The organism is Bradyrhizobium sp. WSM1743 (assembly GCF_000473065.1).
GTDB lineage: Bacteria > Pseudomonadota > Alphaproteobacteria > Rhizobiales > Xanthobacteraceae > Bradyrhizobium.
Window position 1 is genome coordinate 1 of the sequence record NZ_AXAZ01000099.1, and the last position, 21,688, is coordinate 21,688.

The 21,688-nt window shown below is 64.7% G+C and carries 15 protein-coding genes; 4 read left to right on the forward strand and 11 right to left on the reverse strand.

Annotated features, from left to right (window positions below):
* Positions 1 to 349 precede the first annotated feature (349 nt).
* The 7 genes from YU9_RS0135515 to YU9_RS0135545 form a co-directional block, all read right to left on the reverse strand.
* On the reverse strand, positions 350 to 1,336 hold the full coding sequence (locus tag YU9_RS0135515) for an ABC transporter ATP-binding protein (protein WP_027576996.1): 987 nt from the start codon (positions 1,334 to 1,336) through the stop codon (positions 350 to 352).
* On the reverse strand, positions 1,333 to 2,340 hold the full coding sequence (locus tag YU9_RS0135520) for an ABC transporter ATP-binding protein (RefSeq protein WP_027576997.1): 1,008 nt from the start codon (positions 2,338 to 2,340) through the stop codon (positions 1,333 to 1,335). The genes YU9_RS0135515 and YU9_RS0135520 overlap by 4 nt, the downstream gene beginning before the upstream one ends.
* The gene (locus tag YU9_RS0135525; RefSeq protein ID WP_027576998.1) at positions 2,340 to 3,233 is read right to left on the reverse strand and encodes an ABC transporter permease; all 894 of its coding nucleotides are present in this window, start codon (positions 3,231 to 3,233) and stop codon (positions 2,340 to 2,342) included. The genes YU9_RS0135520 and YU9_RS0135525 overlap by 1 nt, the downstream gene beginning before the upstream one ends.
* Before the next feature lie 9 nt (positions 3,234 to 3,242).
* Positions 3,243 to 4,190: an ABC transporter permease gene (locus tag YU9_RS0135530; RefSeq protein WP_027576999.1), complete on the reverse strand. Its 948-nt coding sequence runs from the start codon at positions 4,188 to 4,190 to the stop codon at positions 3,243 to 3,245.
* A 35-nt stretch (positions 4,191 to 4,225) separates the two neighbouring features.
* Complete coding sequence (locus tag YU9_RS0135535; RefSeq protein WP_027577000.1) at positions 4,226 to 5,824, reverse strand: ABC transporter substrate-binding protein; 1,599 nt, start codon at positions 5,822 to 5,824, stop codon at positions 4,226 to 4,228.
* A gap of 413 nt (positions 5,825 to 6,237) precedes the next feature.
* Complete coding sequence (locus tag YU9_RS0135540) at positions 6,238 to 7,788, reverse strand: AMP-binding protein (protein ID WP_027577001.1); 1,551 nt, start codon at positions 7,786 to 7,788, stop codon at positions 6,238 to 6,240.
* 17 nt (positions 7,789 to 7,805) lie between these two features.
* A complete protein-coding gene (locus YU9_RS0135545; protein WP_027577002.1) occupies positions 7,806 to 8,960 on the reverse strand; it encodes an iron-containing alcohol dehydrogenase in 1,155 nt (384 codons plus the stop codon).
* A gap of 465 nt (positions 8,961 to 9,425) precedes the next feature.
* Here YU9_RS0135545 and YU9_RS0135550 point away from each other — a divergent pair, with 465 nt between their 5' ends.
* The 3 genes from YU9_RS0135550 to YU9_RS0135560 all read left to right on the forward strand — a co-directional run bounded on the left by YU9_RS0135550 (position 9,426) and on the right by YU9_RS0135560 (position 15,280).
* Positions 9,426 to 10,619, forward strand: a complete 1,194-nt coding sequence (locus YU9_RS0135550) for an efflux RND transporter periplasmic adaptor subunit (RefSeq protein WP_027577003.1) — start codon at positions 9,426 to 9,428, stop codon at positions 10,617 to 10,619.
* The gene (locus YU9_RS0135555; RefSeq protein ID WP_027577004.1) at positions 10,616 to 13,774 is read left to right on the forward strand and encodes an efflux RND transporter permease subunit; all 3,159 of its coding nucleotides are present in this window, start codon (positions 10,616 to 10,618) and stop codon (positions 13,772 to 13,774) included. Before YU9_RS0135550 ends, YU9_RS0135555 begins: the two co-directional genes overlap by 4 nt.
* A gap of 312 nt (positions 13,775 to 14,086) precedes the next feature.
* Positions 14,087 to 15,280 carry an ABC transporter substrate-binding protein gene (locus tag YU9_RS0135560; RefSeq protein ID WP_027577005.1) on the forward strand — a complete coding sequence of 398 codons (1,194 nt, stop codon included), beginning with the start codon at positions 14,087 to 14,089 and terminating at the stop codon, positions 15,278 to 15,280.
* A 245-nt stretch (positions 15,281 to 15,525) separates the two neighbouring features.
* Here the strand turns inward: YU9_RS0135560 and YU9_RS0135565 are convergent, their stop codons facing one another.
* Genes YU9_RS0135565 through YU9_RS0135580 form a run of 4 tightly spaced genes read right to left on the reverse strand, consistent with a single transcriptional unit; the run spans position 15,526 to position 20,124 of the window.
* On the reverse strand, positions 15,526 to 15,912 hold the full coding sequence (locus tag YU9_RS0135565) for an MAPEG family protein (RefSeq protein WP_027577006.1): 387 nt from the start codon (positions 15,910 to 15,912) through the stop codon (positions 15,526 to 15,528).
* Between the two features lie 27 nt (positions 15,913 to 15,939).
* A complete protein-coding gene (locus YU9_RS0135570) occupies positions 15,940 to 17,022 on the reverse strand; it encodes a lipocalin-like domain-containing protein (RefSeq protein ID WP_027577007.1) in 1,083 nt (360 codons plus the stop codon).
* On the reverse strand, positions 17,012 to 19,474 hold the full coding sequence (locus tag YU9_RS0135575; RefSeq protein WP_027577008.1) for an ABC transporter permease: 2,463 nt from the start codon (positions 19,472 to 19,474) through the stop codon (positions 17,012 to 17,014). Before YU9_RS0135575 ends, YU9_RS0135570 begins: the two co-directional genes overlap by 11 nt.
* On the reverse strand, positions 19,471 to 20,124 hold the full coding sequence (locus tag YU9_RS0135580; RefSeq protein WP_027577009.1) for an ABC transporter ATP-binding protein: 654 nt from the start codon (positions 20,122 to 20,124) through the stop codon (positions 19,471 to 19,473). Before YU9_RS0135580 ends, YU9_RS0135575 begins: the two co-directional genes overlap by 4 nt.
* Before the next feature lie 143 nt (positions 20,125 to 20,267).
* On the opposite strand from YU9_RS0135580, the gene YU9_RS0135585 reads away from it, so the two are divergent.
* A complete protein-coding gene (locus YU9_RS0135585) occupies positions 20,268 to 21,593 on the forward strand; it encodes an MFS transporter (protein ID WP_027577010.1) in 1,326 nt (441 codons plus the stop codon).
* The last annotated feature ends 95 nt before the right edge of the window (positions 21,594 to 21,688 follow it).

Genomic DNA, 21,688 nt, shown 5'->3' on the forward strand with positions numbered 1-21,688 from the left:
CATCGATGACGTAACCAACATCCCTTACCCGCCGAGGTCTGCGAGAGGATGAGACGACCATGGAGGACGGTCTTCCCGGCGCATGCGAACACTGGTGACCCGAATGGCCCGCTCGAGGCCTGTCCGCTAATCAGCTCGAATGCGCGCTGATATCCATGATGGCCCGGAGCCCAACACGCTCCAATCAGAGGCCGGATACATTGATGCAAGACCGCATCTGCCAGGTTGACGAAACCGCTTGCAACGCGCGGCCGGACCATACATTAGGGTCAAAAGCGGTAACGCTCTGCCCAGCAGAAGATTTCCGCTCTTCCCTCAGGAGCTGACATTGCTTTTATGAGCACAGGCCCTAGCGGCCTCGCCCCGTCCCGTCATTGAGCAAACACGCCACCTGATGCCCATCACCGGCATCCACCAGCGCCGGCCGCTCCGTCTTGCATCGCGCCATCGCAAACCGGCAGCGGGTGTGGAATGCGCAGCCCGAGGGCGGATTGACCGGGCTCGGCACGTCGCCGTCGACCAGCGGCGCGAGCTTCTTCGCCAGCGGATTTGCGATCGGCACCGAGGCGAGCAGCGCTTGCGTATAGGGATGTCGCGGGTTGCGGAATAGCTCGTCCTTGTCGGCGATCTCGACGATGCGGCCGAGATACATCACGGCGACGCGGTGGCTGATATGGGCGACCACGGCGAGATCGTGCGCGATGAAGAGATAGGAGAAACCGTGCTGGCGCTGCAGGTCGATCAACAAATTGATCACCTGCGCCTGGATCGAGACGTCGAGCGCGGACACCGGCTCGTCGCAGACGATCAGGCGCGGCTCCAGCGCCAGAGCGCGTGCGATGCAGATGCGCTGGCGCTGGCCGCCGGAGAATTGGTGCGGGAAGTTGCGCATCTGGTCGGGCCGCAACCCCACCTGCTCGAATAGTCTTGCGACCCGTGTCTCGAGCGCCTTGCCCGTGGCGAGCCCGTGCACGGCGAGCGGCTCGCCGACGATATCGCCGGCGGTCATGCGCGGGTTGAGCGAGGCAAACGGGTCCTGGAACACGATCTGCATCGAGCGGCGGTGCGGGCGCAGTGCCGTCTTGGACAGATGGGTGATGTCCTCGCCATCGAGCCGGATCTGGCCCGAGGTCGGCTCCACCAGCCGCAGCACGCTGCGCGCCACCGTGGACTTGCCGCAGCCGGATTCGCCGACGAGGCCCAGTGTCTCGCCGGTTCCAAGCGCAAACGAGACGCCATCGACCGCGTGCACGGTGCCGACCCGCCGGCGCAATACGCCGGCGCGCACAGGGTAGTGCTTCTTGAGGTCGGTGACTTCGAGCAGCGTTTCGGTCATGCCACCTCCGCGACTTCTTCCGCGCGCCAGCAGGCGGCGAGATGGCCGCCGCCCCAGTCCGCCAGCGGTGGATACTCGGCCTCGCAACGCTTGATGGCGAGCTTGCAGCGCGGCGCGAAGGCGCAGCCCTTCGGCAGCCGCACCAGCGACGGCACCGTGCCGGGGATTTCGTTCAGCCGCGCCTGCGCGGGGACACCAGAGGCGGGGACGGCCGGGATCGAGGCCATCAGCCCGCGCGTATAGGGATGCTTTGGCGAGGCGAACAGCGCTTCGACACTGGCCTCCTCGACCTTTCGCCCCGCATACATCACGATCACGCGCTGCGCGGTCTGCGCGACGACGCCGAGATCATGCGTGATCAGCACGAGCCCGGTGCCGAGCTCCTTTTGAAGATCGAGGATCAGCGCCAGGATCTGCGCCTGGATGGTGACGTCGAGCGCGGTGGTCGGCTCGTCCGCGATCAGCAGCGCCGGCCGGCAGGCCAGCGCCATCGCGATCATCGCGCGCTGGCGCATGCCGCCGGAGAGCTGGTGCGGATATTCGCGCGCGCGCCGCGCCGGCTCGGGGATGCGCACCAGCCGCAGCATCTCGACGGCGATGTTGTGCGCTTCCTTCGACGAGATGTTCCGGTGCAGCCGCACAGCTTCGACGATTTGGTCGCCGATCCGCATCACCGGATTGAGCGAGGTCATCGGCTCCTGGAAGATCATGGAGATGCGGTTGCCCCTGACCGCGCGCATCTCTGCTTCATCCAGCGCCAGCAGGTCGGTTCCTTCGAGCGAGACGGAGCCGCCGACGATGCGGCCGGGCGGATCAGGCACGAGCCGCATCAGCGAGAGCGCGGTCACGCTCTTGCCGCAGCCGGATTCGCCGACGATCGCCAGCGTCTCGCCGCGCTTCACGCTGAACGAGAGGTCGTCGACCGCCTTGAAGAGGCCGGAGTTGGTAAAGAACACCGTCTTCAGGTTCTTCACATCGAGCACTAGATCGGATTTGTCCGCCATCAGCCGCGCTGCCTCGGATCCAGGATGTCGCGCAGGGCGTCGCCGAACAGGTTGGCGCCGAATACAGCGAGGCTGATCGCGATGCCCGGGAAGATCACGAGCCACGGCGCGGTGCGGACATATTCGGCAGCGGATTCGGATAGCATGCGCCCCCATGACGGATAGGGTTCGGGAATGCCGAGGCCGAGGAAGGACAGCGAGGCCTCGGTTAGGATGGTCGAGCCGAGCTGCGCCGTCGCCAGCACGATCAGCGGCGCCAGCGTGTTCGGCAGCACATGGCGCAGCGCAATCCGCATCTCGCTCATCCCGATCGACTTTGCGGCCTCCACGAACGGCTGCTCGCGCAGTGCCAACGTATTGGCGCGGATGACGCGCGCGACCGTCGGGATCAGCGGAATGGCGATGGCGATGATCACATTCGGCAGCGAGGGGCCGAGCGCCGCCGTCATCACCAGGGCCAGCACCAGCAGCGGCAGCGCCTGAAGAACGTCGGAGACGCGCTGGAATACAAGATCGACCCAGCCCGAGAGATAGCCGGAGGTGAGGCCGACGATCACGCCGATGGTGCCGCCCAGCGCGGTCGAGCCGAGCCCGACCGCGAGCGAGATCCGCGCGCCGTGGATGATGCGGCTGAACACGTCGCGGCCGAACGAATCGGTTCCCATCCAGTGCGCCAGGCTCGGGCGCGCCAGCGCGCGGGCGGAATCGACCGTGAGAGGATCATAGCGTGCGATGAAGTCCGCGAAGATCGCCGTCAGCACGAACGCCGTCATGATGACGAGCCCGGCCGCGCCCAGCACATGCCGTTGTGCCATGAACAGCACGCGCCGCCACCCGCCGGTGGCATGTGCGCCGGCCCGTCTCAGTTCAACGTCGAAGTCGATCGCGGCCAAGCTGATCTCCTAATCCGTGTACCTGATCCGCGGATCGAACACCGCGTAGAGCATGTCGACGGTGAAATTCGCGAACACCACCACGACCGCGATGAACATGACGAGGTTCTGCACGATCGGATAGTCCCGCCAGCGGATCGCTTCCACCAGGAAGCGCGCGACGCCTGGAATGTTGAACACCGTTTCGGTGACGATCAGGCCGCCGATCAGGAACGCCGCCTCGATGCCGATCACGGTGATCACGGGCAGGATCGCGTTCTTCAGTGCGTGGTGATAGTTCACCGCCGCATCGGAGGCACCCTTGGCGCGCGCGGTGCGGATATAGTCCTGCCGCAGCACCTCCAGCATCGAGGAGCGGGTGATGCGCATGGTCAGCGCCGCGCTGCGGAAGCCGACGGCCGCGGCCGGCACGGCATAGGTCGCGAATGCCTCGAGCCAGGTCTTCGGATTTGGATTGAAGATCGGCATCTGCCCGAACATCGCCACCGACGCGGTGAGGATCAGAAGGCCGAGCCAGAACGAGGGCAGCGACAATCCGCTGAGGCTGACGACGCGCAGAACGTAATCGAGCCGCGTGCCCTGCTTCACCGCGCTGATGACGCCGAGCGGAATGCCGATCGATGCCGAGAACAACAGCGCGAGGCCAGCAAGCCGCGCCGTGATCGGGATCCGCGGCAGGATCTCCTGCAGCGCCGGCTTCTCCGAGACATAGGAATAACCAAAATCGCCGCTCAGCAAGCCGCCGATCCAGTGCAGATATTGCGCAACCAAAGGCTGGTCGATGCCGAGCTGCTTCTCGAGCTCGGCCTTGTCGGCAGGATCGACATAGCCGGCGGCGGCAAACAGGATATCGACGATGTTGCCGGGCACGATGCGCAGCAGGAAGAAGATGACGACCGAGATCCCGAACAGGGTCACGAGCATCAGGAACAGGCGCCGCACCAGATAGGCAAACATGCATCGCCCTCCGCGCTAGTCGTCAGCCTCGCGAGCTACTTGTCGAGCCACACATCCTCGTAGCGGAAGCCGTTGTAGGAGCTGTTCGACATGATCGTGATGCCCTTGACATAGGGCTGCCAGCAGGTGCCGGCCCGTGCATGGAAGATGATCGGGCGGGCGACGTCCTCCTGCAGCTTCTTGTCGATATCCCACACCAGTGGCTTGCGCTTGCTGACATCGGTCTCCTGCGACTGCACGTCGAACAGCTTCTCGATCTCCTTGTTGCAGTAATTGGTGTAGTTCCGTTCCGAGCCGCAGGAATAGTTCTCGTAGAACGACTGGTCGGGGTCGTCGACGGAATTGCCGGTCAGATTGAGGCCGAGCATGTAATCCTTGCGCGCGACTTTTGGGAACCAGTTTGCGGTTTCCACAACGTCGAGCTCGCCGTCGATATAGATGCTCTTGAGCTGGTCGATCAGGATCACCGCGGGGTCGCGATATTCGGCGAGATTGCGCGTCGAGACCTTCACCGCGAGATGCTTGTCGGGGCCGTAGCCCGCCTTCTGCATCAGCTTCTTCGCTTCCTCCCGGTTGGCATTGATATCCCGGCCGTAACCCGGAATGGTCTCCAGCTTGTCCTTGGGCATGCCCCAGATGCCTTGAGGCGGCGGCAGCATGGTGCCGCCGATATCGGCCTGGCCTTCGAACAGGATGTCGACGAAGGCCTTGCGGTCGAGTGCGAGTGACATGGCCCGGCGAATATCAATGTTGTCGAACGGCGCGGACGTCGAATTGACGATGATGTTGGTCGAAACGTTGGTCGGTTCGACGACGCAGACCGCGTTCGGCGCCTGCGACTTGACGTCCTTCAGGAGCGGGATCGTGATGTGCGTCGGGAAGGTCATGTCGAACTTGCCGGCGACGAAAGCGAGTATAGCGGTCGAGCGGTTGGTGATGATCGTGTATTCGATGCCGTCGAGATGGGGCAGGCCCTTCTTCCAATAGTCCGGATTTCGCGTCAGCTTGATCGATTCATTGGCCTTGAACTCGACGAACTTGAACGGTCCGCTCCCGATCGGATGGGTGCGCATGTCCGCCGGCGAGACGTGACACGGATAGATCGGCGTGTAACCGGACGCGAGCATCGCCAGCAGCGAGGGCTGCGGCCGCTTCAGGTCGAAGGAAACCTCGAATTCGCCGCTCGTCGTGACGTCGTTGACTTCGCTGTACCAGGCCTTGCGCGGATTCTGCCGCAGCTTCTGCTGCGATTTGCCCATCAGGAGATCGAAGGTGCATTTGACGTCGGCCGATGTGAACGGCTTGCCATCGTGCCATTTCACGCCCTGACGCAGTTTGAACGTCAGCTTCTTGTTGTCGCTGCTCCAGGACCAGCTTTCGGCCAGCTCAGGCCTCAGGGTATCAGGGCTGTTCTGGGCAATGTGCTGGTCGTAGATGACGAGATTGTTGAACACCCCCATGAAGGGCACGTTGATCGAGTAGGTCGCGCCCTCGAGGATGGACGCATTGGCCGGACTGTCGCGGTGATACATCCGCAGGATACCGCCCTGCTTGGGCTCGCCGGCGAGCGTGGCGGTTGAGGCCGTCAGCACAGATAGCGCCGCCATTGCGGCGAGCGCCCACACGCTCCGCATGCTCATCCTCCCTGGACCTCGGCCTTTTGCGGCCTGTTTGTCAGACGATAGCGAGGCGCGAGCAGCGAGGCAACGGGCTAACGCTCTTTATGGCCTTGGCAATTTGGATGACGTAACGCCGCAGGAGTTTCAGACCTTCGCGATGTGCGAGTGCAGGTGCGAAGTGACGGTTCCTTTTGCGCCTGCTGTGCTCAGATGCACTCCCAAAATGCCGTCGTCGTCCCGGACAAACGCGCCTAAGCGCGTGCAGATCCGGGACCCAACCACAGGAAGATGTTTGGCGAAGACTCGGAGTTGCCAGTTCGCGCCGCAACTCCTCCCTGGGAGTATGGGTCCCGGGTCTGCGCTTACGCTTGCCCGGGACGACAGCAGAGTTTGTGGCGCTTGCCTGTGCGCGCTATCCAGCACAGACCTCACACGATCCGCGAGGCCTTGTTCCCCCAATACCGGTCCCTGAGCAGCCGCTTGTACAGCTTCCCTGTCGGCAGCCGCGGCAATTCCTTCTCGAAATCAACCGAGCGCGGCACCTTCTGCCGCGACAGCGATTTTGCGCAGAACGCGATCAGCTCTTCGGCGAGAGCCGGCCCCGGCACCACGCCTGGCATCGGCTGCACCACCGCCTTCACCTCTTCGCCGAGATCGGCATTGGGCACGCCGAACACCGCGGCGTCGGCGACCTTCGGGTGGGTGATCAGCAGATTCTCGCATTCCTGCGGATAGATGTTCACGCCACCGGAGATGATCATGAAGGTCGCGCGATCGGTGAGATAGAGGAAACGGTCCTTGTCGACATAACCGACGTCGCCGACCGTGCTCATGCTGCCGTCGGCCGAGCGCGCCTCCCTGGTCTTCTCCGGATCGTTGAAATATTCGAACGGCGAGGCCGTCTTGAACCAGACCTGGCCCGGGCTGCCGACTGGGCACTCCCGCATGTTCTCGTCGAGAATGTGGAGATCGCCGAGCAGCACCTTGCCGACGGTGCCGCGGTGGCTAAGCCATTCCTCGCTGTTGCAGGCGGTGAAGCCGAGGCCTTCGGTGGCGCCGTAATATTCGTGGATGATCGGGCCCCACCATTTGATCATGTCGTCCTTGACGAGGGCCGGGCAGGGCGCGGCGGCGTGGATCGCGATCTCCAGCGAGGACAGGTCGTAGCGGCCGCGCACCTCACCCGGCAACTTCAGCATGCGCGAGAACATCGTCGGCACCAGTTGCGTGTGGGTGATGCCCCATTGCTCGACGAGCTGGAGGTAACGCTCGGGATCGAAACTCTCCATGATGATCACGGTGCCGCCCATGCGGATCGTGAGGTTCACGGCGGCCTGCGGCGCCGAGTGATAGAGCGGTGCCGGCGATAGATAGACCATGCCTTCCCGGTAATGCCAAAGCTTCGTCAGAAAATCGAACAGCGGCAGATTGTGCTGCGGCGGCTCCTCCGGCAGCGGCCGCAAAATGCCTTTCGGCCGTCCCGTTGTGCCCGATGAATAAAGCATCGCGGTGCCGAGCCATTCATCGGGAATCGGCGTCTTCGGCATGTCCGCGGTCACGTCCGCAAGCCCGACGATACGTTCGCTCTCACCCGGACCATCGGCGACGATGCAGAGCTTGACCTCGGGGCAGGCCTGGATCGCCTCGCGCGCGATGTCGAGCTTGGCCACTGACGTGATCAGGATCTTCGACTGGCTGTTGACGAGGAGATAGGCGAGCTCGCCCGGCGTCAGGAAGGAGTTGATGCAGGTGTAGTAAAGCCCGGAGCGCTCACCCGCGCCGCAGGCCTCGAGATAGCGCGAGTTGTTCTCCATGAAGATCGAATAATGGTCGAGCCGCTTCAAGCCGTGCCTGCGGAACAGATGCGCCAGGCGGTTGCTGCGTGCCTCGAGCTCGCGATAGGTGACGGCCTCGCCGGTCGCCGCCATGATGAACGCGGGCTGCAGCGGGCGCAGGCGGGCATGGTGACCAGGGTACATCTATCCTCCGGCTTGGATCATGCGGCGAGAAGCAGGATTTCTTTGATGTCGGCGGGACCGGCGATCTTGCGCGGATTGCGCGGGATCCAGTTCGTGCGCATCGCCTGCTCGGCGATTGCATCGAAATGCTCCGGCGACACGCGCACATCCGCAAGCCTACGCGGCATGCCGAGCGAGCGGATGAAGGCGTCGAGCACGTCGGCGGCGTCACGGCCGGGATAACCCATCGCGGCGGCGACGATCATTTGGCGCTCGGCATTGTCGCGCGCATTCCACCGCGTCACCGCCGGCAGCATGATGCAGGAGGTGTAGCCGTGCGGCACACCGAAGGCGGCGCCCAGCACGTAGCCGATGCCGTGGCTCGCACCCATGGGAACGCCGGCGGCGAGCGCGCCCATCGACAGCCAGGTCCCGATCTGCGCATCCATGCGCGCATCGAGATCGGCAGGATCGGCCTTCACCCGCGGCAACGCATCGGCGAGCATGGCGAGGCCCTTGACCGATTGCGCATCGGCATAGGGGTGCGTCTCGCGCGAGCAGATCGCTTCCACGCAATGATCGACGGCGCGGATGCCGGTCGAGAGGAACAGCCATTCCGGCGTGTGCACGGTGATGGCGGGATCGAGGATGGTTGCGCGCGGAACCGTGAGCGGATGCCGTAGCATCTGCTTCACGTTGGTGCTGCGGTCGGTGACGCCGGCGATCGAACTGAACTCGCCGCCGGCGATCGTGGTCGGTACGCTAACCTGGCGCACGGTCGGCGCATTCATCTCGGGCGCGACACCCTTGTGCACGCGAATGCGCTCGATGCCGTCGATATCGACAATGCCGTTGGCGAGGCAGAGCTGCATCGCCTTGGCGCCGTCGGTGATCGAGCCGCCGCCGACGGTGACGATCAGGTCGGCACCCGCCTCACGCGCCGCATTGGTTGCCGCGATCACCGCCTCGCGCGGCGTGTGCGCGGGCATGGCGTCGAACAAGCCGGCACAGCGCTCTCCGAGCGCATCCTTGATTTTCGTGATCTCGTCGGTTTGACGGTTCAGCGTCCCTGAGACCATCAGGAAAGCGCGGCGGGTTCCCAACCGGTCCATCTGCGCGACGACGGCGCCAGCCGCAGGATGGCCGAACACGACCTCCTCGATCGCGCCGAAAACGACACGTCCCTGGTGCACGCCTGTCCTCCCCGGACAATTCGTCTTGTTTTGTAAGGAGAAGTCTAGCCGAGCCCGCCGCGCCCGTCATGCGCGAAGACGCTGGCCCTTCTCTTACCCTCCCCTGGAGGGGGAGGGTCGGCTCACATTGAGCGAAGCGAAATTTGAGACGGGGTGGGGTGACAGTCTCTCCGCATCGAACGCTGCCCGTGTGGAGAGATCACCCCACCCGGCATCGCATTCCGCTTTGCTCCATGCGCTGCGACCCTCCCCCTCCAGGGGAGGGTGAGACCTTCGGTCTTGTGACGTGCCAACCCCAAGGTTCGCGACCACCCTTCCTCCTGTCAACCCGCCATCCGGTCAGGGCATGCGGCCGGCATTGCGCGTGCATTGGTCTTGAAGAGTTCATCTTTGCCGCCCATGTTGTGTCCCCCGCGAGTGGGCGCCTACCCTGCATTTTCCGCGGCTTTTATGCGAGGACCTGGGATGACTGGACCGGACGGAAGCGAGCAGTTTGTCAAAAAGCACGATTTCGTTCAGCTCAGCGCAATCGCCGGGTTTCTCACTGCGGCCTTCGCCCTCGCCGGCTGCGACAAGCCGGCCTCGCAGGCTGCTGCCCCGCCGCCTCCGCCCGTGACGGTGGCCCAGCCGGTCAAGCGCACCGTCACCGATTGGGACGAGTTCACCGGCCGCTTCGAGGCGGTCGAGGAAGTGCAGGTGCGCCCGCGCGTCGGCGGCTTCGTCAACTCCGTCGAATTCCAGGACGGCGCCATCGTGCGTCAGGGCGATCTGCTTTACGTGATCGACCCGCGTCCGTTCGAGGCGGTGGCCGAGCAGGCGGACGGCCAGCTGTCGGATGCGCGGGCCAAAGTGGAGCTCGCCAAGCGCGAGCTCGATCGCGGCTTGAACCTGGTGCAGACCAGCGCGGTCTCCGAGCAGGTCGTCGACCAGCGCCGCCAGGCCTTGCAAGCCGCGCACGCTGCCGAAGTGCAGGCCGAAGGTGCGCTGAAGGCCGCCAAGCTCAACATCGAGTTCACGCATGTGGCCGCGCCGCTCACCGGCCGCGTCAGCCGCCATCTCGTCAGCCCCGGCAATCTCGTGCAGGGCAGCGATACCGGCACCTCGACGCTGCTCACCTCGATCGTCGCGCTCGACCCGATCTACGTCTATTTCGACATGGATGAAGCGACCTACATCAAATACAGCAAGCTGTGGTTCGAAGGCCGGCGCCCGAGCTCGCGCGACACCGCGAATCCGGTGCAGGTGACGCTCGCCGGCGAGACCAAGCCCTCGCATGAAGGCACCATCAACTTCCTCGACAACCGCCTCGACGTCTCCACCGGCACGCTGCGCAGCCGCGCCGTTGTCAAGAACACCGATCTGTCGATCCTGCCCGGCCAGTTCGGCCGCGTCCGCCTGATCGGCAGCGCGCCCTACGAGGCGCTGCTAATTCCGGATGTCGCGATCGCGACTGACCAGTCTCGCAAGATCGTGTTCGTGGTCAAGCCTGATGACACCGTCGAGGCGCGCCCCGTGGTGCTCGGACCGCTCGACGACGGCCTGCGCGTGGTCCGCGAAGGCCTGAAGGCTGAGGACCGCGTCATCGTCAACGGCATCCAGCGCGCCCGTGTCGGCGCCAAGGTCACTCCGCAGACCGCTCCGGCCGGTGGCAAGTCATGAATCTCGGCCGTCTCTCCATCAACCAGCCCATCCTGGCGATGGTGCTGTCGATCGTGCTCTTGATCATTGGCGCGCTCGCCTACACCACGCTGCCGGTCTCCGAATATCCGCAAGTGGTGCCGCCGACCGTCGTCGTCACCACACAATATCCAGGCGCCTCCGCGCAGACCGTGTCTGACACGGTCGCAGCTCCGATCGAGCAGGAGATCAACGGCGTCGAGGACATGCTGTATCTCTACAGCCAGGCGACCTCGAACGGCCAGCTCACCATCACCGTCACCTTCAAGCTCGGCACCGACCTCGACAAGGCTCAGGTGCTGGTGCAGAACCGCGTTGCGATCGCGCAGCCGCGCCTGCCTGAGGAAGTCCAGCGCAACGGCGTCACCACGCGCAAGAACTCGCCCGACATCCTGATGGTCGTGTTCATGCTGTCGCCGGACGACACGTTCGACCAGCTCTACATCTCCAATTACGCACTGCTCCAGGTCCGCGACCAGCTGCTGCGCATCGACGGCGTCGGCGACATCCAGATCTTCGGCGCGCGCGATTATTCGATGCGGCTGTGGCTCGATCCTGATCGAATCGCCAATCTCGGCCTGACCTCGACCGAGGTGCTGGCGGCGATCCGCGCCCAGAACGTGCAGATCGCGGGCGGACAGATCGCCGAGCCGCCGATCGCCGATCGCGCCTTTCAGCCAAATCTGACATTTACCGGCCGCCTGAAGGACCAGAAGCAGTTCGAGGACATCCTGATCAAGGCCGGTTCCGACGGTCGCGTCGTTCGTTTGCGCGACGTTGCCCGCATCGAGCTCGGGGCGCTGGCGTATTCCACCAACAGCTTCCTGCTGCGCAAATCGGCAGTCGCCATGCTGGTGACGCAGCGGCCCGGGTCGAACGCACTCGCGACGGCAAAGAACATTTCCGACACCATGACGAAGCTCAAGGAGAGCTTTCCGAAGGGCCTCGACTACAATATCGGCTACAACCCGACCGAGTTCATCGCGCAGTCGGTCCATGAGCTGATCAAGACGATCTACGAGGCCATGCTGCTTGTGGTCGTCGTGGTGCTGGTATTCCTGCAGGGATGGCGGCCCGCGATCATTCCGATCATTGCGATTCCGGTCTCGCTGGTCGGCACTTTCGCGGTCATGGCGGCGCTCGGCTTCTCCATCAACAATCTGACCCTGTTCGGGCTCGTGCTCGCCGTCGGCATCGTGGTCGACGACGCCATTGTCGTGGTCGAGAACGTCGAGCGCCATCTCGAGCACGGCCTCAGCCGGCGCGATGCCGCGCTGAAGACGATGGAGGAGGTCGGCGGCGCGTTGGTCTCGATCGCCCTGGTGCTATGCGCGGTGTTCGTCCCGACCGCATTCCTCGGCGGCATCTCCGGGCAGTTCTTCCAGCAGTTCGCCGTCACCATTGCCGTTGCGACCGCGATCTCCTGCTTCTGCTCGCTGACGCTGTCGCCGGCGCTGGCCTCGCAGATCCTCACCCCGCATGAAGAGAAGCGGCCGCCGGCGAGCTGGAATGTCATCGCGCGGGCGTGGGGTGCCTTTACCGGCGTGTTCAATCGCGTGTTCGACCGGCTCTCGCACGGCTACGCGGGTCTCGCCAATTTCGTGATCCGCCATTCGGTGGCGATGCTCCTGATCTATGTCGTGCTGATCGGCAGCGCCGGCTGGCTGATCGTGACCACGCCGCAGGGCTTCATCCCGGCGCAGGATCGCGGCTACGTCATCATATCCGTGCAATTGCCGGGCGCGGCCTCGCTGGCGCGCACCACGGAGGTCGTGCGCGAGATCGAGCGGATCTCGCTGGATACGCCGGGCATCGTGCGCGTCGCCGCCTTCGCCGGCTTCTCCGGCGCCACGCGTACGCAGGCCGGCAATGCGGCGGCGCTGTTCCCGGTGTTCGACGAGCCGGAGGCGCGGCTGAAGAAGGGGCTGTCCGCGAACGCCATCACGGCCGAGCTGCGCAAGCGCCTGTCCGCGATCCAGGGTGCGTTCATCATCGTGATTCCGCCGCCGGCCGTGCCCGGCATCGGTACTGGCGGCGGCTTCACCATCCGCGTCCAGGACCGCCAGGGTCGCGGGCCCGAAATGCTCGCAGCCGCGACCGACGAGCTAGTTGCTGCCGCGCGCAAGGCGCCGACGCTGACTTCGGTATTCTCGCCGTTCACGGCCAACACGCCGCAGCTCTTCGTCGACATCGACCGCACCAAGGCGCAGAAGCTGGGCGTTCCCATCGCCAACATCAACGACACGATCCAGACCTATTTCGGATCGACCTATGTCAACGACTTCAACCTGTTCGGCCGCACCTACCACGTCACCGCGCAGGCCGATTTCCCGTTCCGGAAAGAACCAAGCGATCTTGCGCGCCTGCGCACCCGCAACGCCTCCGGCGACATGGTGATGCTCGGCAGCGTGGTCGAGTTCAAGGATGTCTCGGGTCCCGACCGCGTCGCGCGCTACAATCTCTACGCGGCCTCAGAGCTCCAGGGCGAGCCGGCGCCTGGCACCAGCTCGACCACCGCGCTCAACACCATCAAGCAGCTCGCGAACGACACCTTGCCGAGCGGCTTCACCTTCGAATGGACCGACCTGTCCTATCAGCAGATCACCGGCGGCAATGCCGGTCTCTACGTATTTCCGATCTGCGTACTGTTCGTCTATCTCGTGCTCGCCGCGCAATATGGCAGCTGGACGCTGCCGTTCGCGGTGATCCTGATCGTGCCGATGTGCCTGCTCGCCGCCACCATCGGCGTGCGTATCATGGGCCAGGACGTCAACATCCTCACCCAGATCGGCTTCGTCGTGCTGGTGGGACTGGCGGCGAAGAACGCGATCCTGATCGTCGAGTTTGCGCGCGACATCGAGCTCGAAGGCAAGCCGCGGCTCGAGGCCGTGATCGAGGCCTGCCGCCTGCGCCTGCGGCCGATCCTGATGACGTCCTTCGCCTTCATTCTCGGCGTCTTGCCGCTGGTGATCTCGAGCGGATCCGGCTCGGAGATGCGCCAGGCCGTCGGCGTTGCCGTGTTCTTCGGCATGATCGGCGTCACCCTGTTCGGCCTACTGTTCACGCCGATCTTCTACGTGGTGGTGCGGAACCTTGCGGAAGGGCGGCGCGACAAGAAGCCGGGGGTGGTGACCTGATTCAATGTGGCCGCCAGCGTATCCAGATCCCCTATGTCGTCCCGGACAAGCGCAAGCGCAGATCCGGGACCCATACCCCCAGGGAGTGGTTTGACGACGATTGGCAATTGCCAGCTAACCCCAAGCTCAATCCTGTGGTTATGGGTGCCGGATCGGCGCGCGCTTTTGGCGCGCTTGTCCGGGACGACAGCTCGTTTTATCGCGGCGCGCTGCCGTCCATACTAACGGCCTATTTGAAATGGATGGGCATGCACGGGGTTCTTCACTAGTATCCGCGCGATTTCACAACAGAAGACTGCTGGGAGTTAACATATGAAATCAGCCCTTTGGGCCGCTGTCGCAACCTCCGCCGTATTGCTCGCCGCGCCGGCTTCCGCGCAAGGCGTCAAGATCGGCATCCTCAACGATCAGTCCGGCGTCTATGCCGACTACGGCGGCAAATGGTCGGTCGAAGCGGCCAAGATGGCAATCGAGGATTTCGGCGGCGAGGTGCTCGGTCAGAAGATCGAGCTCGTCACCGCCGACCACCAGAACAAGCCGGATCTCGCCTCTTCGATCGCGCGGCGCTGGTACGACGTCGAGAACGTCGACATGATCACGGAGCTGACGACCTCCTCGGTCGCGCTTGCGATCCACGAGCTGTCCAAGGAAAAGAAGAAGATCGACATCGTCGTCGGCGCCGCGACCTCACGTCTCACCGGCGATGCCTGCCAGCCCTACGGCTTCCACTGGGCCTACGACACCCGCGCGCTCGGCGTCGGCACCGGCGGCGCGCTGACCAAGGCTGGCGGCGACACCTGGTTCTTCCTCACCGCGGACTACGCCTTCGGCTACGCGCTGGAGAAGGACACCAGCGAGATCGTCACCGCCAATGGCGGCAAGGTGCTCGGCTCGGTGCGCGTGCCGCTCAATTCGTCGGACTTCTCCTCCTTCCTGCTGCAGGCGCAAAGCGCGAAGGCGAAGATCGTCGGCCTTGCCAATGCCGGCCTCGACACCACCAACTCGATTAAGCAGGCGTCCGAGTTCGGCATCGTCGCCAGTGGCCAGAAGCTCGCGGGCCTCTTGATGACGCTCGCCGAAGTCAACGGCCTCGGCCTTCAGGCCGCGCAAGGCCTGGTGCTGACCGAGGGCTACTACTGGGACCTCAACGACAAGACGCGCAATCTCGGCGAACGTTTCCTCAAGCGCACCGGCCGGATGCCGAGCATGATCCACGCCGGCACCTATTCGGCAACGCTGAGCTACCTCAAGGCAGTCAAGGCCGCCGGCACCAAGGACCCGGATGCGGTCGCCAAGAAGCTGAAGGAGCTGCCGGTCAACGACGACTTCGCGCAGGGCGGCAAGGTGCTCGAGAACGGCCGCATGGTCCACGACATGTATCTGTTCGAGGTCAAGAAGCCCTCTGAGTCGAAGAAGCCCTGGGACTATTACAAGCTACTCGCCACCGTCCCCGGCGACAAGGCCTTCTTCACCGCGAAGGAGAGCGGGTGTCCGCTGACGAAGTAGGACGAAGCTGGCGCCACGCATTTCCGCCGTCGTCCCGGACAAGCGCGCCTCAAGCGCGCGCCGATCCGGGACCCATAACCTCAAGCAGACGTGGTTACGGGGATTCGGAGTGATCAGCGCGCGCCACAATTACTCCCTGTGATTATGAGTCCCGGATCAGCGCTTCGCCCTGGACAACGCTTCGCGTTGCCAAGAGCTGCGCTTGTCCGGGACGACGGCTGAATGTGTGTGGCGGCATAGTTGCCTCACACCAGCCGCAACACCACCGCCCCGATCGCCCCGACCCACAGCGCGATGGCGGCGAGGCTTTGGATCGCGAAGCCCGTGCCGCGCTTGGCCGCAGCCTTCGAATAGCCGACGAAATAGACGATACGGCCGATGATCCAGACCACGCCGATGCCCGCCGCAATGGCGTCGCTGATGTAGATCGCGAACAGCCACAGCGCCGGGAGGAAGATCGGCATCCATTCCAGCGTGTTCATCTGGATGCGGAAGGCCCGTTCGAAATCCGGATGGCCCGACATCGCCGGCACCTTGACGCCGGTCTTGTCGCGCGAGCGCGAGACGTTGATGGCGGTGAAGAAATAAAATGCGATCGCCAGCAGCGTGACGAGGGCGGTGAGATGATACATCGTCAGTTCCTTCGAAGAGATCGCGCCTCAATAGCCGGTCAGCTCGAGATAGCCAACGCCGTCATGCGTCCCGATAAAGCTGATTGGTCCTTCCCAATAGGAAAAGCCGGTCCCCATCCAGGCCCTGGGATTGAGCGGCTTGCACAGGATCGAGAACGATCGCGAGGGGATCGCGATCTGCCATTCCACCGGCAACTTGCGTCCAGCGACCTCAGCCGTCGCCTTCGGCATCATCTGGATGTCGCTGCCCGCGATCATCTGCGTGCCGCCGCTGGCGCTGATCCAGTTGCCGAACGGATAATCCTTGCCGTCCTTCTGCCGCAGCCGGTACAGCATCAGCTTGTCGCCGGATGAAAGATGCAGCGAGAGCCAATCCCAGCCGGTCTGGTCGGCATCGAGCGGCTGGCTACTCCATTCCCTGTCCATCCAGGCCTGGCCCGAAACGTCGACCGGCTTGTCGTCGATGGTGAGCGTGCCGCGCGCGCGATAGAACGGCTGGCTGTAATAGTAGGACGCCTGCCCGCGCTCCGACTTGCGGCTGTAGCCGCCATCGCCCTGCAACACCACCGGCCGATCGGCCTCCAGCGTCAGCGCATAGCTGAAATCGGTGCCGGACGCCTTCAGCGTCAGCGGCGCCAACGTGCGGTCGTCGGTACGCTCGAGGCTCTTCATCTCCCAATCGTCGATCCAGGCATCGAACGGTTTGGCCGTGACGCCGGCCTGGCCCACGCCACCGCGTGAAAACGTTTCGGTGAAGCGGTGAGTGTCGGCCCGCGTCACCGCGGCATGCGCCATCCACACCTGTTGATTGGCCCAGCCTTCGCCTTGCGGGCCCGGCTGCGCCGCCTGGCGGAACAGCGTCCATTGCAGGCCGCAAGCCGCACCACTCGCGTCGACGAGGTTTGCCGTGAGATACCACCACTCGATGCGAAACTCCGGATGCGGCCCGTGATCGGCGGGAAAGGCGAACAGCTTTCCCGGCGTCACCTTCGCAAAGCCGTCGGCGGTCTCGCCGAGTCCGGCATAGCCTTGGGCGCCCGCGCGGCGCGCGAGCGCGAGGGCGGCAATGCCGCCGGCGAAACTGCGCCGTGAGATCTTCTCAACGCTCATTGGCAAACACCTTGACGAGGTTCGCCGGCTGCATCCGCGCCAGCCGGAGCATCGGCAGCAGCGCTGCAAGCAGCGAGGCGAGCAGCGCAACCGCGACCAGCTCGATCAGCTGCAGCGGAAACACATGGAACGGCAGCCGCCAGCCGAATGCTTTCACGTTCACGATTGCAATCAGGCACCACGCCACCAACAGGCCGAGCGGCGCGGCCAGCAGCGCCGTGAACAGCGCGACCGAGAGCGTCTTGGTCAGCTCGATCGCGGCAAGGCGCGGCCGCGTGATGCCGATCGCCCACAGCGGCGCAAGCTGCGGCAGGCGGGAGTTGGCCAGCGTCAGCAGGCTGGTGAGAAGCGCAATGCCGGCGACGCCGAGCGTGAAGGCGTTCAGCGCCGAGGTCACCGCAAAGGTGCGCTTGAAGATGCGGATCGATTCCGCCTTCACCGTCGCCTGGTCGGCGACGCTGCGGTCGTCGAGCCCGAACTGCTTCTGCAAGGCCGCGATCAGGCCGGCGATATTCTCTCTCGCGACGATCAGGCCGATCCGCGTCTGCGGCGTCTGCGGAAACTGCCGGATCAGTGCCGCGACATTCACCGTGAGCTGCCCCTTGGGATTGCCGTAATCGGCATAGATGCCGACGATGTCGAACTCCCAAGTCCCGCCCGGCGCCGGCACCTCGACGACGTCACCGAGGCGCACGTTCAGCCGGCGGCTCAATTGCTCGCTGATGAAGGCGGCATTGCCCGGCACCAGCCGGGTCCAGGCGCGCGGCGCGGCTTCCAGCAGCGGCCAGCGCTCGCGATAGAGCGCGTGATCGGGCAGGCCAAGCAATTCGACCGATTGGCCCCGGATTTGCGTTTCGGCGCGTCCGCCCGAGAGGATTGCCTGAACATCGCCGCGGTCCTTCAGCCAGTTGCGGATTGCAACGCCTTGCGCATTGTCGGACGCGCTGATGTAGACGTCGGCGGCGAGCCGCCCGTTGAGCCAGCCGATGAAGGTGCGGCTGAACGTCTCCACCATGGTGGAGACCCCGACATTGACCGCGAGCGCGAGCAACAGCGCCATCAGCGCCAGCGACAATCCGGAGAGCTGTTGTCGGCTGTCTGCCCAGAACCACAGCGCAAGCGGGCCTCGCGCGACGCGCTGGCCCGCGAGCAGGATGATGTCGAGGATGGCCGGCAGGATCAGCGCCGCACCTAGCATCAGCGCCGCGAGCACGCCAAAGCCTGCGATCAGCGATTGCCCGTAATGGAGCAGCAGCAGCGCGACCGCGAACACGGCGCAGGCGGCGAGGCTCTGCAGGACCAGCCAGTGGCGCTGCCGCTGTTGCCAGGCGCGCGGCTGCGCGGTTGCCAGCACCGGCATCCTGATCGCCTTGATCAGGCTGGTTGCGGCCGCAACGAGCGCGCCGGCAACGCTGATGCCGATGCCGGCGAGCCACCACTCCGGTTGCAAGCTGAGCTGGCCCGGAATCTGCGCGCCATAGAGCCCGCGCAGTGATGCCGCGACGTCGGGCAACAATGCGGCTGCGATGAAATAGCCGCAGACGAGCCCGATCAGGCCTGCAACCAGCGCCAATGCCACCAGCTCGACCACCAGTACCGTGTTGACCAGCCGCGCCGAGGCACCGCAGGCCCGCAAGGTGCGCAGCATCGGCAGCCGCTGCTCGAAGGCGAGGCCGACGGCCGAGTTGACGATGAAGAGACCGACGAAGAACGACAACAGGCCGAAGGCGGTGAGATTGAGATGGAAGCTGTCGGTGAGGCGCTCGAGCTCCGTCTCGGCATCCGGCTCGACTCGCTGCAACTGCTCGCCAATGATGCTTGCGAGCGGCATCGGCTTGCCCCTCGGCTGTCCGATCAGCAGCCGCGACACCTGGTCCGGATTGTTGAGGAGGCGCTGTGCCACGCCGATATCGACCACCAGCACGCCGGGCGCGAGCTGCTTCTGTACGCGCAGCGGCGGCAGCTTTGCGCCGCTGCTGATCGGCGGTGACGCGCCTTCCGTTTCCTGCAAGTCGCTCAAGGTCTCCCGTGCCACCAAGGTCTGGCCGGGCGGCGCCACAAAGCTGCTCAGATCCGCGGCCCCGAGGCGCGGCGCGTTGCCGACATCGACTGGCAGCGTCACCGGCTCGATCCCGAGCAGCCGCACTGAGCGTCCGTTGATCTGGACCCGGCCCTCCAGCGCCGGTGAGACCGGCCACCCGGCGCGGCGCAGTTTTATGAACAGCTCTTGCGGAAAGGTTGCCGCATTGGGAGCGACCAGCATCGCGGTGCGCACGCCGCCGAACGTCGCCGCCGCGCGGTCATAGGCGCTGCGGGCCTGCTGGTTGATCGCCTGTACGCCGCTCCACAGCGCAGTCGCCGCGATCAGCCCGACCAGAAGCGCCGCGAACTGCATCTTGTGGCGGCGCCAATGGCTGAGCAGCACGGCGAGGATCCACAGCGCGCGCCTCATGCGATGCGTCCCGCATGCAAGGTGAGATGACGGTCGAGCGTAGCGGCCAGATGCAGGCTGTGCGTCACCATCAGGAAGCCGCAGCCGGTGCGCGCGACGAGGTCGCGCGTCAGCGCCAGCACGTCGTCGGCGGTGGCTTCGTCGAGATTGCCGGTCGGCTCGTCCGCCAGCAGCAGCGAGGGCTTTGTCGCCAGCGCCCGGCCGATCGCGACCCGCTGCTGCTGGCCGCCCGATATTTGTTCTGGATAACGTTTGAGCAGGCTGCCGAGTCCGAGCCGCTCGACAAGCTCCTTGGTCCAGGCCGCATCATGCCGGCCGGCGATCCGCGCCTGGAAGGCGAGATTATCCGCGACGGAGAGGCTCGGGACCAGGTTGAATTGCTGAAAAACCAGGCCGATGCGGTCGCGCCGCAAGCTGGCGCGTCCGGCATCCGACAGCTTGGTGACCTCGATCTCCTCCAGCCGGATCGTGCCGCCATCGGCGGCGTCTAACCCCGCGATCAGGTGCAGCAACGTGCTCTTGCCGCTGCCGGACTCGCCGGTCAGTGCGACGCGTTCGCCAGCCTTGAGGTCGAGATCGACGCCGCGCAGCACATGGACCGGCTCGCCGGCCGAGGAGAAGGTCTTGGAAAGATTTCGGATGCTCAGCACGATGAATGGCGCCGGACGGAATTAACGGAATTGCTGCGTAGCACACCTGCCGGGGAAATGCCGGGTTGCGTTGGTCTCGAAGCCGTTGTTAGCTTCCAAGACGGGCAAATCAAAAAAGTGCCAAAAGACATACGGGGAGATTCATGAGCGCTCAGGGAACGCCGGCGGCGGCGGGCAAGACGACAAGGACGCCGAAGGGCGCCTGGACCATCACCTTTCTCCTGTTCCTCTTCATGCTGGTGAACTTCGCCGACAAGATCGTCGTGGGTCTTGCCGGCGTGCCGATCATGACCGATCTGAAGCTCACCCCGGAGCAATTCGGCCTGCTCGGCTCTTCCTTCTTCTTCCTGTTCTCGATCGCCGCCATCGTGGTCGGCTTCATCGTCAACAAGGTGCCGACGCGCTGGGTGCTGCTGGCGTTGGCTGTCATCTGGGCGCTGGCGCAATTTCCGATGGTTGGCACTGTCTCCTTCACCACGCTCCTGATCTGCCGCATCGTGCTGGGTGCCGGCGAAGGCCCGGCCTTCTCGGTCGCCGCGCATGCCATCTACAAATGGTTCCCCGACGAGAAGCGCACGCTGCCTACCGCGATCCTGTCGCAGGGTTCGGCCTTCGGCGTCATCCTCGCGGTGCCGGCCCTGAACTGGATCATCGTCAACCATTCCTGGCACTATGCCTTCGGCGCGCTCGGCGTCGTCGGCCTGATCTGGGTTGCGGCCTGGCTCGCGCTCGGCAAGGAAGGGCCGCTGGAGGACACGCAAATCTCGGCCGCGACCGAGCCGAAGATCCCCTATTTGCAGCTTCTCACTTCGCGCACCTTCATCGGCTGCGTCGCCGCAACCTTCGGCGCTTATTGGGCGCTGTCGCTCGGCCTGACCTGGTTCACGCCGTTCATCGTCAAGGGGCTCGGGTTCTCGCAGAGCCAGGCTGGCTTCATCTCGATCCTGCCCTGGGTGTTCGGCGCCACCATCGTCATTCTCACCGGCTGGATTTCGCAGGTGATGATGGCGCGCGGCTACAACACCCGTGTGGCACGCGGCGTTCTCGGCTCGGTGCCGCTGGTGATCGGCGGGCTGATCTTGGCGATGATGCCGCATGTCCAGGGCGCGGGCCTCCAGATCGCGTTCCTCGTGGTCGGCTCGGGCCTGTGCGGGGCGATCTATGTCGTCTGCCCGCCCATGCTCGGCGAGTTCACCCCGACGTCGCAGCGCGGCGCGATTCTCGCGATCTACGGTGCACTCTACACACTGGCCGGCATCATCGCGCCGGCCGTGATGGGAGCGACCATCCAGCGTGCCGGCAGCACGCTCGACGGCTACCTGACCGGCTTCACCATCAATGCGGTGGTGATGGTCGGCTCCGGTGTCATCGGCCTGCTGCTGCTGTGGCCGAACACTGAGCACGTCAGGCTGACGCGTGGTGCCGCGGCACAGGCCGCGCCGCTGAAGGGTGCGGTATCGCCGACGTAAGGGGGGCGCGCTTTTTTACCCTCCCCTGGAGGGGGAGGGTCGCTGCGCATGTAGCGAAGCGGAATGCGTAGCGGGGTGGGGTGACGGACTCTCCG

Excerpts from the sequence above, each read along its gene's own strand:
- YU9_RS0135515 (WP_027576996.1), bottom strand. The coding sequence starts at position 1,336 with ATGACCGAAACGCTGCTCGAAGTCACCGACCTCAAGAAGCACTACCCT.
- YU9_RS0135520 (WP_027576997.1), bottom strand. The coding sequence starts at position 2,340 with ATGGCGGACAAATCCGATCTAGTGCTCGATGTGAAGAACCTGAAGACG.
- YU9_RS0135530 (WP_027576999.1), bottom strand. The coding sequence starts at position 4,190 with ATGTTTGCCTATCTGGTGCGGCGCCTGTTCCTGATGCTCGTGACCCTG.
- YU9_RS0135535 (WP_027577000.1), bottom strand. The coding sequence starts at position 5,824 with ATGCGGAGCGTGTGGGCGCTCGCCGCAATGGCGGCGCTATCTGTGCTG.
- YU9_RS0135540 (WP_027577001.1), bottom strand. The coding sequence starts at position 7,788 with ATGTACCCTGGTCACCATGCCCGCCTGCGCCCGCTGCAGCCCGCGTTC.
- YU9_RS0135550 (WP_027577003.1), top strand. The coding sequence starts at position 9,426 with ATGACTGGACCGGACGGAAGCGAGCAGTTTGTCAAAAAGCACGATTTC.
- YU9_RS0135555 (WP_027577004.1), top strand. The coding sequence starts at position 10,616 with ATGAATCTCGGCCGTCTCTCCATCAACCAGCCCATCCTGGCGATGGTG.
- YU9_RS0135560 (WP_027577005.1), top strand. The coding sequence starts at position 14,087 with ATGAAATCAGCCCTTTGGGCCGCTGTCGCAACCTCCGCCGTATTGCTC.
- YU9_RS0135565 (WP_027577006.1), bottom strand. The coding sequence starts at position 15,912 with ATGTATCATCTCACCGCCCTCGTCACGCTGCTGGCGATCGCATTTTAT.
- YU9_RS0135570 (WP_027577007.1), bottom strand. The coding sequence starts at position 17,022 with ATGAGCGTTGAGAAGATCTCACGGCGCAGTTTCGCCGGCGGCATTGCC.
- YU9_RS0135575 (WP_027577008.1), bottom strand. The coding sequence starts at position 19,474 with ATGAGGCGCGCGCTGTGGATCCTCGCCGTGCTGCTCAGCCATTGGCGC.
- YU9_RS0135585 (WP_027577010.1), top strand. The coding sequence starts at position 20,268 with ATGAGCGCTCAGGGAACGCCGGCGGCGGCGGGCAAGACGACAAGGACG.